This is a genomic window from Ralstonia sp. 22086 (assembly GCF_052045975.1).
Classification (GTDB): Bacteria; Pseudomonadota; Gammaproteobacteria; order Burkholderiales; family Burkholderiaceae; genus Ralstonia; species Ralstonia wenshanensis.
The window spans coordinates 310,370-326,461 of the sequence record NZ_JBQEPZ010000002.1 but is presented as its reverse complement, the minus strand read 5'-3'; the positions used below and the strand labels follow the sequence as shown (position 1 = coordinate 326,461).

At 64.7% G+C, this 16,092-nt stretch carries 12 protein-coding genes and 1 riboswitch; of the genes, 7 read left to right on the top strand and 5 right to left on the bottom strand.

The window, feature by feature from the left end:
• Positions 1–17 precede the first annotated feature (17 nt).
• The 3 genes from ACTJK6_RS10580 to ACTJK6_RS10570 form a co-directional block, all read right to left on the bottom strand.
• Positions 18–1,271 carry a D-amino acid dehydrogenase gene (locus ACTJK6_RS10580; protein ID WP_440838998.1) on the bottom strand — a complete coding sequence of 418 codons (1,254 nt, stop codon included), beginning with the start codon at positions 1,269–1,271 and terminating at the stop codon, positions 18–20.
• Between the two features lie 145 nt (positions 1,272–1,416).
• Positions 1,417–1,522: riboswitch (glycine riboswitch) on the bottom strand.
• Between the two features lie 64 nt (positions 1,523–1,586).
• Positions 1,587–2,378, bottom strand: coding sequence for an ethanolamine ammonia-lyase subunit EutC (gene eutC, locus ACTJK6_RS10575; protein ID WP_440838997.1), 792 nt, complete (start codon positions 2,376–2,378; stop codon positions 1,587–1,589).
• Positions 2,379–2,398: 20 nt separating this feature from the next.
• Complete coding sequence (locus ACTJK6_RS10570) at positions 2,399–3,781, bottom strand: ethanolamine ammonia-lyase subunit EutB (protein WP_440838996.1); 1,383 nt, start codon at positions 3,779–3,781, stop codon at positions 2,399–2,401.
• Between the two features lie 124 nt (positions 3,782–3,905).
• On the opposite strand from ACTJK6_RS10570, the gene chrA reads away from it, so the two are divergent.
• The gene (gene chrA / locus ACTJK6_RS10565; RefSeq protein WP_440838995.1) at positions 3,906–5,141 is read left to right on the top strand and encodes a chromate efflux transporter; all 1,236 of its coding nucleotides are present in this window, start codon (positions 3,906–3,908) and stop codon (positions 5,139–5,141) included.
• A 49-nt stretch (positions 5,142–5,190) separates the two neighbouring features.
• On the opposite strand, the gene dbpA is transcribed toward chrA, so the two are convergent.
• Together dbpA and ACTJK6_RS10555 are read right to left on the bottom strand one after the other, a co-directional pair.
• Positions 5,191–6,588 carry an ATP-dependent RNA helicase DbpA gene (gene dbpA, locus ACTJK6_RS10560; RefSeq protein WP_440838994.1) on the bottom strand — a complete coding sequence of 466 codons (1,398 nt, stop codon included), beginning with the start codon at positions 6,586–6,588 and terminating at the stop codon, positions 5,191–5,193.
• A gap of 14 nt (positions 6,589–6,602) precedes the next feature.
• A complete protein-coding gene (locus tag ACTJK6_RS10555) occupies positions 6,603–6,788 on the bottom strand; it encodes a hypothetical protein (protein WP_440838993.1) in 186 nt (61 codons plus the stop codon).
• A 502-nt stretch (positions 6,789–7,290) separates the two neighbouring features.
• Between ACTJK6_RS10555 and ACTJK6_RS10550 the strand changes: the two genes are divergently transcribed.
• From ACTJK6_RS10550 to ACTJK6_RS10525, 6 genes are read left to right on the top strand one after another with little or no spacing between them, the layout of a single operon-like run.
• Positions 7,291–9,039: a PHA/PHB synthase family protein gene (locus ACTJK6_RS10550; RefSeq protein ID WP_440838992.1), complete on the top strand. Its 1,749-nt coding sequence runs from the start codon at positions 7,291–7,293 to the stop codon at positions 9,037–9,039.
• Positions 9,040–10,554: an efflux transporter outer membrane subunit gene (locus ACTJK6_RS10545; RefSeq protein WP_440838991.1), complete on the top strand. Its 1,515-nt coding sequence runs from the start codon at positions 9,040–9,042 to the stop codon at positions 10,552–10,554.
• A complete protein-coding gene (locus tag ACTJK6_RS10540; RefSeq protein WP_440838990.1) occupies positions 10,551–11,624 on the top strand; it encodes an HlyD family secretion protein in 1,074 nt (357 codons plus the stop codon). The genes ACTJK6_RS10545 and ACTJK6_RS10540 overlap by 4 nt, the downstream gene beginning before the upstream one ends.
• Positions 11,561–14,404, top strand: a complete 2,844-nt coding sequence (gene rbbA, locus ACTJK6_RS10535) for a ribosome-associated ATPase/putative transporter RbbA (protein ID WP_440838989.1) — start codon at positions 11,561–11,563, stop codon at positions 14,402–14,404. The genes ACTJK6_RS10540 and rbbA overlap by 64 nt, the downstream gene beginning before the upstream one ends.
• Before the next feature lie 12 nt (positions 14,405–14,416).
• Positions 14,417–15,568, top strand: a complete 1,152-nt coding sequence (locus tag ACTJK6_RS10530; RefSeq protein WP_440838988.1) for an ABC transporter permease — start codon at positions 14,417–14,419, stop codon at positions 15,566–15,568.
• A 10-nt stretch (positions 15,569–15,578) separates the two neighbouring features.
• Positions 15,579–16,091: a hypothetical protein gene (locus tag ACTJK6_RS10525; RefSeq protein ID WP_440838987.1), complete on the top strand. Its 513-nt coding sequence runs from the start codon at positions 15,579–15,581 to the stop codon at positions 16,089–16,091.
• The last annotated feature ends 1 nt before the right edge of the window (position 16,092 follow it).

The window sequence follows — 16,092 nt, the reverse complement described above, 5'->3', positions numbered from 1 at the left end:
TTTTTCGTTTGCCGCGATCAATGCAGCGGGCAATCTCGCGCGATCACGTCGCCCACCATTGCGGCGGTGGCGCCGGATAGCGTCCATCCCAGATGCCCGTGGCCCGTGTTGTAGAACACGCGCCCATGCCGCCCACGGCCGACGCGCGGCATCATGTCGGGCATCATCGGACGCAAGCCGGCCCACGGCACCACGCGCGACGTGCCAATGGCGAAGTTGCGCCGCGTCCAGGCCACCAAGGGTTCGATACGATCCGCGCGGATATCGCGGTTGTAACCGTTGAACTCGGCCGTGCCGGCCACGCGGAAGCGGCCGGTGCCAAGTCGGCTGGTCACGATCTTCGCGCTTTCATCGAGCAGGCTGACCCATGGCGCGCCTTGCACGCTGGCTTCGTCGTCCAGGTGCACCGTGATCGAATAACCCTTGACCGGGTACACGTTGATGCGATCGCCCACCATTTGCGCGATATGCCGGCTGCCGACGCCCGCGCACACGACCATCGCATCGGCGGCAATGTCCTGCACGACATTCGCTTCGCTGGTGGAAAGGCGGTCATCGAGCGTGGTCTGCAGCAGGAGGCGAACGCCGCCTTCAGTGGTTTGCACATCGCGGACATCCACACCTTGCATGAAGCGCACGCCGCGCTTTTCGCACGCCTGCGCGAGACCGCGCGTGAACTTGTGGATGTCGCCGGTGGCATCGGACTCTGTGAAATAGCCGCCGTAGTAGTTGCCCCGCAGTGTGGGCTCGATGGCGGCAATGTCTTCGGGGCTCACGGCGTGGCGTTCAAGCCCGCCGGCGACAAGCAGGGCGTTGGCCTTGCCTGCTGCTGCAAAGCTCGCCTTGTCGTGATAGACGTGCAGAATGCCGCGCTTCTGCAGATCGAAATCGATCTGCTCACGCTCAGCCATGGCAAACAGATGCTTGCGGGCCTCGATGGCCATGCGCGTGGTTTCGATGGTGTTGCGGCGGTAGTGCGCGATGCTGGCCACGAACTCGCCGATCCACGAATACTTATGCCACGACGGCTTGGGATTGAGCAGCAGCGGGGCGTCGTTGCGCAGCATCCATTTGATGCCCTTGAGCAGCGTGCCGTTGCTGTTCCAGACTTCAGCGTTGCTGGCGGAAAGCTGCCCGCCGTTGGCGAACGAGGTTTCCATGGCCGGATAGAGGTGGCGGTCGAGCACCGTGACCTGATAGCCGAGTTGCGAGAGCGTGTAAGCAGTGGTGACGCCGGATATGCCGGCGCCGACGATGACGATGTGCGTCATGGCGGTCCCTATGGAGTGATGTCATGACCGGACGATCCGGTCGGCTCACCCCATCTGTCTCGGGACCTGAGAGCTTGGGCGTCAGCAGCGCTGGCGCCATCCCCTTCGGTGGGCGCGCGCGTGCACGCCTCTCTCCAGATTCGCAGTCGACGCCACAGTCCTTTTGCCTGAGAGTTTCCGGGGTGGTTGCTCCATCGGCGCCAGGCGTTGCGCGTGTGCGCGTTAAGCCCGGTCTCTCCTGCGGCGTGTTGCAGCTGTCGTTGGTGCGTCAGCCGCGCCTGCGTGCTGCCGGTGTGGGCAGCGGGAGGGAGTGTGTCACGGGTTGTGACGTTCGGCAAGTCGGGCTGTACCCGGGGCAGCGGCTGGGGTGTCGTCCTTCAGGTCCACGCCGCTGCGGCCGAGTGCCAGTGCGCCGTTGAGCAGGAACACCAGCCGGCTCGCTGCCTGGTCATAGGTCAGGCCTGCCGGCCGTACATTCGAGATGCAATTGCGCTGCGCATCGGAGCACCCAACGCGCGGTGCGTAGGTCAGGTAAATGCCCAGGCTGTCTGGCGAACTCAGCCCCGGCCGCTCACCGATCAGCATCACGAGCTGCCGCGCGCCAAGCAACGCACCGATCTCGTCCCCCAGCGCAACACGGGATTGCCTGGCGATCACGACGGGGCCGATCGACCAGTCGCGCGGCAGACGATCGCGCACGCAGCACAGGAGCGGCACGCCGTGGCTTTGCGCCGCCAATGCGGAGAGCCCATCGGCAATCACGAAAACAACGTCGAATGGCTGTGCTGGCCGCAACGCGTCGAGTCTTGCGTGGCTCGCATCGTCAAGCCGGCGTCCAAGATCGGGACGGCGCAGGTACTGGGCGCGGTCAGCCGCCGCGCTGTGTACGTCCAATGCGGTGAAGCCTGCCTGCCCAAGCGCGGACGACAACGCGGTGCTATCGAGCGGCAAATGCACGGCATCGCGCGCCTGGGCATGCGCCACGCCAAACGCGAGCACGGCGTCGGTCGTCTGGCTGTTGCCGGCGCGACCCAACGCAATACGGGCGTCGGTAAATGCGCGCAGATGCGTCCACGGATTCGGCTGAACGAGGGGGTGTTTCGGCATGTTCGGCTTCCCGGCGGGATTTACAGCGCGTGGGCCAACTGCAGCAGCGGCTGCCGCGCCGTGGCATCTTGCAGGCAGCCGGCAGCATCGACGATGCCCATGCTTTGCAGCCATGCCTCGAACTCCGGTGCGGGCCGCAGGCCGAGCGTGTCGCGCAGATAAAGTGCGTCATGAAACGACGTGCTCTGGTAGTTCAGCATGATGTCGTCGGCGCCCGGCACGCCCATGATGAAATGGATGCCCGCCACGCCAAACAGCGTGAGCAGCGTATCCATGTCGTCCTGATCGGCTTCTGCGTGGTTGGTGTAGCAGACGTCGCAGCCCATCGGCAGGCCCATCAGCTTGCCGCAGAAGTGGTCTTCCAGCCCGGCGCGGATGATCTGCTTGCCGTCGTAGAGATACTCCGGCCCGATAAAGCCGACGACCGCATTCACCAGCAAAGGCGAAAACGCTCGCGCCACCGCATAGGCACGCGCCTCCATGGTTTGCTGATCGACGCCGTGGTGCGCATTGGCCGACAACGCGCTTCCCTGGCCGGTCTCGAAATACATCACGTTGTTGCCAACCGTGCCTCGCGAGAGGCCCCGCGCGGCGTCATGCGCCTCGGCCAGCAAGGCCAGACTGATGCCGAACCCTGCGTTGGCTTGTTCACTGCCGGCAACCGACTGGAACACCAGGTCCACCGGCGCGCCTTGGTCAATGGCGCGCACGGTGTTCGTCACGTGGGTCAGCACGCACGACTGCGTGGGAATGGCGTAGCGGTTGCGCAGCTCATCCACCAATTGCAGCAGCGAAACGATGGCGCCGAGATTGTCGCCGGCAGGGTTGATGCCGATGGTCGCGTCACCACAGCCGTACAGCAGGCCATCGATGATCGACGCAGCAATACCTTTGGGGTCGTCCGTCGGGTGATTGGGCTGCAGCCGGACTGACAACCTGCCCGGCAAACCGATGGTGTTGCGAAACCGTGTGACCACGCGGCACTTGCGGGCCACGGAAATCAGATCCTGATTGCGCATCAGCTTGCTGACCGCGGCGGCCATTTCCGGCGTGATGCCGGCGGAGACGCTCGCCAATGTCGCGCTGTCGGTCTCGTGCAGGAGCAGCCAGTTGCGAAATTCGCCCACGGTGAGCGAGGCGATCGGCTGGAAGGCCTGTGCGTCGTGGCGATCGAGAATCAAGCGCGTGACCTCGTCGTCTTCATACGGCACCAGCGCTTCGTTGAGGAAGACTGACAGCGGCACGTCTGCCAGCGCCATGCGCGCGGCCATGCGCTCGCCTTCGCTGGCGGCGGCCAGGCCCGCAAGATAGTCGCCGGAGCGCGCCGGGCTGGCCTTGGCCAGCAGCGTCTTGAGATCGTTGAACACATGGCGCTGTGCGCCAATGGTCTGAGCAAAGTGCATGATGGGATACGCGGCAGGGTCCAATGACGGTGACGGCGATGCCTATGCTGCCACTTTAGTTGCCTTCCATGCCACGGCGGCAATGTTCTAATACGCGTGTCTCAAACGTCGATCTCGCCAGCCAATGACCGCATCCGCCACACCGGCCCGCACACATCAAGCGGGCTCTGCCTTGGAAGTGCTGGCGGTCTTTCTCAAGCTGGGCCTGACGAGTTTCGGCGGCCCCATCGCGCATATCGGCTACTTCCGACGAGAGTTCGTGGAGCGCCGCCGTTGGCTCGACGACGCAGCATTCACCGACCTGGTCGGGCTGTGCCAGTTTCTGCCGGGGCCTGCCAGCAGCCAGGTGGGGTTTTCTGTCGGGCTGCTTCGGGCCGGATGGCGCGGCGGTTTGGCAGCCTGGTGCGGCTTTACGCTGCCTTCGGTTGTGCTGTTGCTGGCTTTTGCGATGGTCGCGCCGGGCCTGGGCGGCCCTGTCGGAAATGGCCTGATCCACGGTTTGAAGCTGGTGGCCGTTGCGGTGGTGGCGCAGGCCGTGTGGGACATGGCGCGCAAGCTGTGTCCCGACTGGCAGCGCGCCAGCATCGCCTTAATCAGCATCGCCGTACTCAGCGCGTTGACGACCGTTTACGCGCAACTGACCGTGATCGTGATTGGCGCTGTGTTGGGACTGGTGTTGTGCCGATCGTCCAGCCCGGCGCGTGGTGGCCCGATCGCAGGGCGGGGCGGCGCATTCCGCGTGTCTCACTTGGCCAGCGTCGTGAGCCTCGTGCTGTTTTGTGCGTTGCTGTTCGGGCTTCCCGTTGTGGCGGACCTTTATCCGTGGATGCCCGCGAAGGTGTTCGACGCGTTCTATCGTTCGGGCGCGTTGGTGTTTGGAGGCGGGCATGTCGTGCTCCCGCTGCTGGAGCAGCAGACGGTTGCCCCCGGTTGGGTCGCGTCGAACGATTTCTTGGCCGGCTACGGTGCCGCGCAAGCCGTGCCCGGACCGCTATTCACCTTCGCAGCATTCCTGGGCTGGACCATCGGCCCAGGGCTCAATCACTGGGCCGGGGCTGCGCTTGCTACGGTGGGCATTTTTTTGCCGGGCTTGCTGTTGGTCATCGCGGCATTGCCTTACTGGCAGGCGTTGCGCGCCCGTCCGTCCATGGCGGCGCTGCTGGCGGGTGTGAATGCCGCAGTGGTGGGATTGCTGGCGTTTGCCCTTTACACACCGGTCTGGACGAGCGCCGTGCGGTCATGGCTCGATTTTGCTGTTGCAGCGATTGCGTTTCTGCTGTTGACGCGATGGAAAACGCCACCGCTGATTGTGGTGGCGTTGTGTGCGGCGGCGGGTGTTGCCGCTGCCATGCTGGGTTGAGTCGCGCGCGCCCTGCGAGCCGCAACCCGTGGCTGCCCAGGGCAGGGTGTCACTCCTCCATCAACCGAACCCTGACCTTCTTTCCCTTCACCGTCCCGGCATTGAGCTTGCGCAGCGCCTCGCGCGCGATGCCGCGCTCGACTGCGACGTAGGTCGAGAATTCGGTCACGTTGATCTTGCCGATCTGGTCGCCGCGAAAGCCGGCATCGCCCGTCAACGCGCCGAGCACATCGCCGGGGCGGATCTTCTCCTTGCGTCCGCCGAGAATCTGCAGCGTTTCCATGGGCGGCAGCAGCGGCGCATCATTGCCGGTATCCAGCTCGTCGAGCTTGTGCCATTCGACCTCGCGGCCCATCGCCTCTTCGATATTGCCGACGCGCCCCATCTCGTCCATGCTCGCGAGGCTCAACGCCCAGCCGTTCTCATCGGCGCGGCCTGTGCGGCCAATGCGGTGCACATGCACTTCGGGATCGGGCGTCACGTCAACGTTGATCACCGCTTCCAGTTGGGCGATATCGAGCCCGCGCGCGGCAACGTCGGTCGCCACCAGCACCGAGCAACTGCGGTTCGCGAACTGGATCAATACCTGATCGCGCTCGCGTTGTTCGAGTTCGCCGTGCAGCGCCAGTGCGTGAATGCCCTGCGCGCGCAACACGTCGAGCAGGTCGCGGCATTGCTGCTTCGTGTTGCAGAACGCGAGCGTGCTGACAGGCCGATAGTGCTTGAGCAGCAGCCCGACCGCATGCAGCCGCTGGCTGTCGGTCACCTCGTAGAAGCGCTGGCGAATCTTGCTGTCGTCGTGGCGCTCTTCGAGCTTCACTTCCTTCGGGTTGCGCAGAATCCGCTGGCTCAGCTTCGCAATCCCTTCCGGGTACGTTGCCGAGAACAGCAGCGTCTGACGATCAGGCGGACACTGGCGCACGACCGTCGCGATGTCATCGAAGAAACCCATGTCGAGCATGCGGTCTGCTTCATCGAGCACGAGCGTTTTCAATGCGCCGAGCGCGAGATTGCCGCGCTCCAGGTGGTCCATGATGCGCCCCGGCGTGCCGACGACGACATGTGCGCCATGCTCGAGGCTCGCTGCCTGCGGGCGCATCGGCGTGCCGCCGCAGAGCGTGAGCACCTTTACGTTTTCTTCGGCGCGGGCCAGGCGGCGGATCTCCTGCGCAACCTGGTCGGCAAGTTCGCGCGTGGGGCAGAGCACCATCGCCTGCACGTCGAAGTTGCGCGCATCCAGCCGTGCGAGCAGGGCCAGCGCAAACGCTGCGGTTTTGCCGCTGCCCGTCTTTGCCTGCGCGATCAGGTCGTGCCCCGCAAGCGCGATGGGCAGGCTTGCAGCCTGGATCGGCGTCATGTCGGTGTAGCCGAGCTGCGCAAGGTTCGCGAGCACGGCCGGGGCGAGCGCTAGGTTGGTGAAGGGCGTGGCGGTTGGTTCGATGGTCATGTCGTTGCGTTGGATCACGTGAGCGGCTTGCCTTCGATTTGCTTGTAGATAACCCGGCCGTCTTTGGTTTCGACGCGTTTGAGATAGTTGCGCGCGCCGCATAGCGCACAGCGGAACAGCGGTCCTTGGCCCTCATCCTTGATGACGACGTCGGACAGGTCCCACTGCGTGCCGCAGCTCTGGTTGATGCAAGTGAACACGGTTTTCTCTAAATGGATTGTTCGTTGCGCCTCGATAACGAGGCTGGTAGACCGGCAGCGTGAATGCGCCGACGCAAATCTAGATGGATACCTCAATCGCAAATGGCTTTGCCGCGCCATTCGCGGACATTGCGCAGCCTGAGAGGCAGGGATGACATCTCGTCAAGGAGTTGGCCCTTGGGCGTCGCACTTCAGGCGACGCCTGCGCCATGCGCCCAATGCATCCTGTTGGTGCAACAGATTTGCCAGTACCGCGTTGGGAGGGATGGCGATATGGGGCCGATCTTGCGGATCGTCATGTTTTCCCCGCCGGACTCTAACACACACGTTTAGGGCCGTAATGCGCTGGACAAACCTCTGCGACGACTGGCATTCGCAGATGTCATTTCTTTGACACTGTCTAGAGTCCGCGCTCTTGTCCCGGTTTGAGATGCGTCAAGTCTGGTCGGTAGCCGCTGGCATCTAATGGATCGCATATTGGCAATCGTTTGACGCCCCAACCATGCGCACCGCCCCCGTGCCGTCTTTACCGACTGCAGAGCAGATCGATCTGCCGTTTCACGCGGCGCTTGCCCGCACATCGAACTCGCTGTCCCTCGTATCAATGCAGCTGGCGTTGCTCGACTGGGCACTGCATCTGGCCGTCTCGCCTGGCAAGCGGCTGGATTTGTGGCGCCTGGCGCTGACGCAGGCCGAGCAACTCGAGGGTTACATCCGAAACTGCCTGGCGTCCGGCCCGCAGGACGTGTGCCTTTGCGTCCAGCCGCCGGCCCGTGACCGTCGTTTCTCGGCAGACGAGTGGCGCCTGTGGCCGTTCAACGTGCTGCACCAGTCGTTCCTGTTGACCGAACAATGGTGGGAAGCGGCCACGCGCGGGGTGTGGGGTGTCGCCAAGCATCATGAGGACGTGGTTGCCTTTGCCGCGCGTCAATGGCTCGACATGATGTCGCCGGGCAACCAACTGGCAACCAACCCGATTGTCCTGCGCCGGACGTTTGAGCAGCACGGCACCAATCTCGTGCGCGGCGCGCTGAATGCGCTTGACGATCTGGAGCGCTCCATGAGCGCCGCGCCGGCTGCCGGTACCGAACGCTTTGCGGTGGGCCGCGACGTGGCCATCACGCCTGGCAAGGTGGTCCTGCGCAACCGCCTGATCGAACTGATCCAGTACGCGCCGGCCACGAGCAAGGTCCAGGCCGAGCCCATCCTGATCGTGCCGGCCTGGATCATGAAGTACTACATCCTGGATCTGTCGCCGCAGAACTCGCTGATCCGCTACCTGGTAGAGCAGGGCCATACCGTGTTCTGCATCTCCTGGAAAAACCCGGACGAGGCAGATCGCGGTCTCGACATGGATGACTACCTCAAGCTCGGTGTCTTTGCCGCGCTCGATGCCGTCAATGCCATCGTGCCGGGCCGGCGCGTACATGCCGCCGGGTACTGCCTCGGGGGCACGTTATTGGCCATTGCCGCCGCTGCCATGGCGCGCGATGGCGATGCCCGGCTGGCGTCCATGACGCTCTTTGCCGCGCAGACGGACTTCTGCGAGCCAGGCGAGCTGGGCCTGTTCATCGACGAGGCACAGGTCAGTCTGCTGGAAGCGCAGATGGAGCAGACCGGCTATCTGCGCGCGAGCCAGATGGCCGGAGCCTTCCAGATGCTGCGCTCGTACGACTTGCTGTGGTCGCGGTTGGTGGGTGAGTACCTGCTGGGCGATCGCGCACCCATGAACGATCTGATGGCCTGGAACGCCGATGCCACGCGCATGCCCGCGCGGATGCACAGCCAGTATCTGCGGCACCTGTTCCTGAACGACGACCTGAGCGAGGGCCGCTACCCAGTCAACGGCAAGCCGGTGGCACTCAACGACATCGATCTGCCCATCTTCGTGGTGGGAACGCTGACTGACCACGTGGCGCCATGGCGCTCGGTCTACAAGCTGCATCACCTGACCGAGGCGGAGCTGACGTTCGTGCTGACAAGCGGCGGTCATAACGCGGGCATTGTCAGCCCGCCGGTCAACTCGCATCGGCGGTTCCAGATGCAGACACGCCACATCGGTGAGACATCGGCGGCGCCGGATGACTGGCTGGCATCGGCCCCCACCACCGACGGTTCGTGGTGGCCGGCGTGGCATGCATGGCTGGTCGCGCATGCATCGAGCTCCACAGCGGTCAAACCGCCGAAGATGGGCATACCCGGATCGCAGCCACTGGCTGATGCGCCCGGCACCTACGTGCTGGAGAAATAGATGCGTGCGGAGAAACAACGCCGGGCATGCGCCAGGTTCGCCGGCACGCCTTTGGTCGCCATGGTCGCCTCCGCCACCGTGCTGGCGCTGTCGGCTTGCATCTCGATGGCGCCGCCTTACGAGGCACCCGCCTTGCCCGTGGCCCAGCACTACGACGCCGACGATGGCCGGGATGGCCTGTCAGCCTCTGCCACCGGCTGGCAGGCGTACTTTACGGACAAGCGCCTGCAGGCATTGATCGGGCAGGCGCTTGAGAACAACCGCGATCTGCGCACCGCCGTGCTCCGTGTGGAAGAGGCGCGTGCCGCGTTTGGCATCCAGCGGGCAGAGACATTTCCGCACCTCGACGCGCAGGCCGGCATCAGCCGTCTGAGTATTCCGGCGGACTTGAGCCCATTCGGCACGCCCATGCGTGTCACTCAGTACCAGGTGGGCGCCGGTGTCTCCAGTTGGGAGATCGATTTCTGGGGGCGCGTGCGCAACCTCAACGACGCGGCACTGGAGAGCTATGTGGCGTCCGACGCCGCGCGCCGTGCGGTCGCGCTTGGGTTGATCGCGCAGGTGGCCGACAGCTACCTGGTGTTGCGTGAACTGGACGAGCGCATCGCGCTGGCGCAGCAGACCGTGGACAGCCGGACCGAGACACTACGCATCTTCTCGCGCCGTGTGGCAGTGGGGGCGACTTCACGATTGAACCAAACGCAGGTCGAGACCCTGCTGACCCAGGCGCAGGCGCTGTTGACGCAATTGCAGCAGGCGCGCGACGCGCAGGCGCACGGCCTGGCCTTGCTAGTCGGCAAGCCGATCGACTTGCCACCGGTTTGTGAGCCACTTGACGAGCACCGCATGCTGGCCGAGCTACGCGCGGGCCTGCCTTCCGACCTGCTGACGCAGCGCCCGGACATTGTGGCCGCGGAGCACCGCCTGCGTGCCGCGCACGCCAGCATCGGTGCGGCACGGGCGGCGTTTTTCCCCCGCGTGGCCCTGACCGGCGCTTACGGCACGATCAGCCCGGAACTGGGCAATCTGTTTGCGCCCGGCACGCGCGCGTGGGTTTTTGCACCCAGCATCAGCCTCCCGCTGTTTGAAGGGGGCAAGCTGCGCAGCAATCTTGACTTGGCAGAAGCCCGCAGAGACCTAGCCGTGGCTGCCTACGAGAAGACCGTGCAGAGCGCTTTCCGCGACGTGTCCGACGCGCTGTCCGCACGCAAGTGGGTGGCCGAACAGCTCGACATTGCGAAGGCCGCGCTGGCAGCGCAGACCGAACGCGCTCGGCTGTCGCAACTGCGTTTTGACGCCGGCGCATCGACATTCCTGGAGGTGCTTGACGCCCAGCGCGATTTGCTTGCCGCGCAGCAGCAACTGGTGCAGGTGCGCCGTGCGCTTCTGTCTAGCCGTGTTGGCCTGTATGCGGCGCTTGGCGGCGGCACGCAGGCCGTCGATTCCGCGCCCGATCCGCAACCCCAACTGAGCCCAGCGCCACCACCGCGCGTAACGGGCGGAACAAAACCATGACCACGACTCCCCGACAACGATGGATTGCGCTGCTCGCTGCCGCCTTGGTGGTCGCCGGCGGGGCGTTCGCTTGGAAGGCATTGCGGCACGACGGGCCCGGAAAGGGCTTTGTGAGCGGTAACGGCCGGATCGAGGCCACCGAAATCGACGTGGCCACCAAGCTGCCCGGCCGCGTGCAAGACATCCTTGTGGACGAGGGCGACTTTGTGCAGGCCGGCCAGCCGCTTGCTCACATGCAGGTGCAGACCTTGGAGGCACAACGCGACGAAGCCCTGGCGCGGCAGCAGCAATCGGTCTCTGCCGTGGCAAGTGCGCAGGCCCAGGTGGCTGTGCGAGAGGCTGATCGGCAGGCCGCACTGGCGCAGATCGCCCTGCGTGAGAGCGATCTGGACGCCGCGCAACGGCGGTTGGCGCGGTCCGAAACGCTCTCGAACGAAGGGGCATCGTCGATGCAGGAGCTGGACGACGACCGCGCCCGCGTGCGCAGCGCCAAGGCCGCGCTGGTGGCGGCCCGCGCGCAAGCCGAGGCGGCGCAGGCCGCCGTATTGGCCGCCCGTACGCAGGTGGCCGGTGCCGGTGCCACCGTCAAGGCGGCCGACGCCACCGTACTGCGCATCAAGGCGGATATCGATGACAGCGCCCTGACGGCCCCGCGCGATGCCCGCGTGCAATACCGCATCGCACAGCCCGGCGAGGTTCTGGCCGGCGGCGGGCGCCTGCTCAATCTCGTCGATCTGTCCGACGTCTACATGACCTTCTTCGTGCCGGAGACGGACGCGGGCCGCATCGCCATGGGCAGCGAGGTGCGTATCGTGCTCGACGCCGCGCCGCAATTCGTGATTCCGGCGCGCGTGTCCTTTGTGGCCAGCACCGCGCAATTCACCCCCAAGACCGTGGAAACGGCCAGCGAGCGCCAGAAGCTGATGTTCCGCGTCAAGGCGCAGATCGATCGCGATCTGCTGCGCAAACACCTGAAGCTCGTGAAGACCGGTCTGCCCGGCGTGGCATGGCTCAGACTCGACGGGCAAGCCGACTGGCCGGCCAGCCTGGCGATCAAGGTTCCGCAGTGACCACCTCTGTCGACCCATCAGCGTTGCATGAGGGGCGCCTTGCGCCGCCGGTTGCAAGCCTGGCCGGCGTGCGCCTGCGCTATCGCAAGACGCTGGCGCTGGATGGCGTCACGCTCGACTTGCCCGCCGGCTGCATGGTCGGATTGATCGGTCCGGACGGCGTGGGCAAGTCCAGCCTGTTGTCATTGGTGGCCGGCGCGCGTGCCCTGCAGGACGGCGCAGTGCGCGTGCTGGGCAGCGATATGGCCGATCGCCGTGCGCGCGCCGCGGTCGGTCCACGCATTGCTTACATGCCGCAAGGGTTGGGCCGCAACCTGTACCCCACGCTGTCGATCGAGGAGAACCTGCAGTTCTTCGGCCGGCTGTTCGGCCACGATGCAGAGGAGCGCCGCCGCCGCATTGATGCACTCACGTCCAGCACCGGCCTGCGGGCGTTTCTCTCACGGCCAGCCGGCAAGCTCTCGGGCGGCATGAAACAGAAGCTGGCCTTGTGCTGCGCGCTGATCCACGACCCGGATCTTCTGATCCTGGACGAGCCGACCACGGGTGTCGACCCGCTCTCGCGCACCCAGTTCTGGGACTTGATTGCCGATATTCGCGCTGCGCGCCCGGGCATGAGCGTGATCGTGGCCACCGCTTACATGGAAGAGGCTGAGCGCTTCGACTGGCTGGTCGCCATGGATGCGGGGCAGGTGCTTGCCACCGGCACGCCGGCCGAGCTGCGCAGCCGTGCCGGTACCGATTCGCTCGAGGCCGCTTTCATTGCGCTGCTGCCGCTCACGCGCCGGCAGGGTCATCAAGCTGTGGTGGTGCCACCCTTGGTGGCCGGCGCGGAAGACGATGTGGCCGTGCAGGCGAGCGGCCTGACCATGCGCTTTGGCGACTTTGTTGCGGTCGACCACGTCGACTTCCGAATCCGTCGTGGAGAGATCTTCGGCTTTCTCGGCTCGAATGGCTGCGGCAAGTCGACCACCATGAAGATGCTCACCGGCCTGCTGCCTGCCAGCGAGGGCCAAGCGTGGTTGTTTGGGCATCCGGTCGACCCGAAGGACATCGACACACGCCGGCGCGTGGGCTACATGTCGCAGGCGTTCTCTCTGTATGGCGAGCTGACCGTGCGTCAGAACCTTGTGCTGCATGCGCGCCTGTTCCAGGTGCCTGAGCCGGACGTGCAGTCGCGTGCGGCCGAGATGCTGACCCGTTTCGGGCTGCAGGAGGTGTCCGACAGGCTGCCCCAGAGCTTGCCGCTGGGCATGCGGCAGCGGCTGTCGCTGGCCGTGGCGATGGTGCACAAGCCTGAGCTGCTGATCCTGGATGAGCCGACTTCCGGGGTGGACCCGGTCGCGCGCGACATGTTCTGGCGCCTCATGATCGACCTTGCCAGACGGGATCGCGTGACCATCTTCATCTCCACGCACTTCATGAACGAGGCCGAGCGGTGCGACCGCATCTCACTCATGCATGCCGGCCGCGTGCTGGTGAGCGATGCGCCCGCGGCGCTGGTGCGTGCTCGCGGCACACAGACGCTGGAGCAGGCGTTCGTAGCCTATCTGCAGGAGGCCGCCGAAGCGTCTGAGGGCACTGCCAGGATTGCCGCGCTGCTGCCCGTACGCACAGGGGGAGCCAGCGCGCCCAGCGGCATGCCCGCGCGCCGCCGCTTCAGTCTTGCTCGTGCATTGAGCTATTCGCAGCGTGAGGCGCTGGAGCTGCGCCGCGACCGCGTGCGTGCCACGCTGGCCCTGCTGGGTACGGCCATTCTGATGTTCATCATCGGATACGGCATCAGCCTGGATGTGGAGAACCTGACGTACGCCGTGCTCGACCGCGACCAGACCGTGCTTTCGCACGACTACACGCTCAACCTGGCGGGCTCGCGCTATTTCATCGAAAAACCCCCGATTCGTGACTACGCTGAGTTGGACCGCCGCATGCGCAACGGCGAGTTGTCGCTGGCGATTGAAATCCCGCCGGGCTTTGCGCGCGACATTGAACGCGGCGCGGCCGTACAGATCGGCGCCTGGGTGGATGGTGCAATGCCCACCCGCGCAGAAACTGTTCGCGGTTACGTGCAGGCCATCCACCAGCTCTGGCTCGCGGATGCAGCTGTACATCGGCTGGGTGTGCGTCTTGCGACACCCAGCAGCGTCGAAACGCGCTATCGCTACAACCCCGACGTGAAAAGCCTGCCTGCCATGGTGCCCGCCGTGATCCCGATGCTGCTGATGATGATTCCGGCCATGCTGGCGGCGTTGTCGGTGGTGCGTGAAAAGGAGCTGGGCTCCATCATCAATTTCTACGTGACACCGGTCACCCGTGCGGAGTTTGTGCTCGGCAAGCAGGCGCCGTATATCGTGCTCGCCATGCTGAACTTCTTCTTGCTGGCGCTGCTGGCGGTGACGGTGTTCGGTGTGCCGATCAAGGGCAGCTTCGCGACGCTCACGCTGGGGGCGCTGATCTTCGTGACGTGCTCGACGGGTTTTGGGCTGTTTGCGTCCACCTTCACGCAAAGCCAGATCGCGGCCATGTTCGTCACCATGATCGGCACGATCATTCCGTGCGTGCAATTTGCCGGATTGCTCAATCCGGTGTCGTCGCTGGAAGGGGCGGGGGCCTTGATCGGACGCGTGTATCCGGCCACGCATTTCCTGACCATCAGCCGGGGCGTATTCAGCAAGGCGCTGGATGTGGGGGCGTTGGGTAGTGCCTTCTGGCCGCTCGTGGCGGCAGTGCCGTTCATCCTGGGTGCCACCTTGCTGATGCTGCGCAAGCAGGATCGGTAGGAGAGCCACATCATGCCGAGCCTTCCGATCGATCGCCGCACCGCTCGCCTCAACAACATCTTCCGTCTTGGCATCAAGGAATTGCGAAGCTTGGCGCGCGACCCGATGATGCTGGTGCTCATTGTCTATACCTTCACGGTGTCGATCTACGTGGCGGCCACTGCCATGCCGGCAAGCCTGCACAATGCCTCGATCGCCATCGTTGATGAAGACAGCTCACCGCTGTCGGCACGCATTGTCTCGAGCTTCTATCCACCGCATTTCCGCACGCCGGCGCTGATCCCGCTCACCGAGGTGGACCCAGGCATGGACAGCGGTAGCTATACGTTCGTACTCGACATTCCGCCCAACTTTCAGCGTGACGTGCTGGCGGGCCGCACGCCGTCCATCCAGCTCAACATCGACGCAACGCGCATGAGCCAGGCTTTCACCGGCAACGGCTACATCCAGCAGATCGTCGCGGGCGAGGTGAATACGTTTCTGCAGCGCCACCGCGCCACGCCCGCAACGCCGGTCGACCTCGTGCTGCGCACGCGCTTCAACCCCAATCTGGAGCAGACGTGGTTCGGCTCGTTGATGGAGATCATCAACAACGTGACCATGCTCTCGATCATCCTGACCGGAGCCGCACTCATCCGCGAGCGCGAGCACGGCACGATCGAGCACCTGCTGGTGATGCCCGTCACGCCATTCGAGATCATGGTGTCCAAGGTCTGGTCGATGGGGTTGGTGGTGGTGCTGGCCGCCCTGGTTGCACTGGTGTGCGTGGTGCAGGGCGCGCTGCACGTACCGATCGAGGGCTCGATCCTGCTGTTCATGCTGGTGGCCACGCTGCATCTGTTTGCCACGACTTCCATGGGGATTTTTCTTGCGACGGTGGCGCGGTCCATGCCGCAGTTCGGCATGCTGTTGGTTCTGGTGCTACTGCCGCTGCAGCTGCTCTCGGGCGGTACCACCCCGCGCGAGAGCATGCCCGGCGTGGTGCAGGACATCATGCTCGCCGCGCCGACCACGCATTTTGTGTCGGCGTCGCAAGCCATTCTCTATCGGGGTGCGGGGCTGGACGTCGTGTGGCCGCAGTGTCTGGCCATCTGCGTCATCGGCGCCGTGCTGTTTCTCGCATCATTGACGCGCTTTCGCCAAACCATCAGCCAGATGGCTTAAAGGAGCCAACATGGATACACCCGCCAACGTTCCTCTCGCGCTCCAAAAGGCGCAAGTCAAGTTCGCGCTGCAGACGTTGGGTCTGCTCAAGGCAACACGGCAGCGCTGGTATGAACTGGGGGCTGACCTGCTTGCGGCAGACGTTGCCCGCACGGAGTCTGCACTGGCCGACCTGCAAAGCGTCGAAGACTGGAACGCCTTTGCAGCACTGTTGCCCAACGCATTCTGGCAGGCCAGCCAGCGCACCATGGATGTACTGCAAGGCGTGCTGCAGACGGCCATCTCGAACCAGTCGAGCTTCGTGGCGGATTACCAGCGCGTCATGCTGGAGTGGCAGCAGGCTTCCGTACGCGCCCTGAGCATGGCCGGGAACGCCATGCCGATCCACACGGCACTGCAGGAAATGCTGTCGACGTGGGGCGTGCCGGCCGACGCATTGGTCCGCTCCGCAAGCAAGCAGTTGACCCCGAATCTTCTGCGTGCCCCTGGCAAGGGCAACGGACAACTCCGCAAAGCTTCCTGAC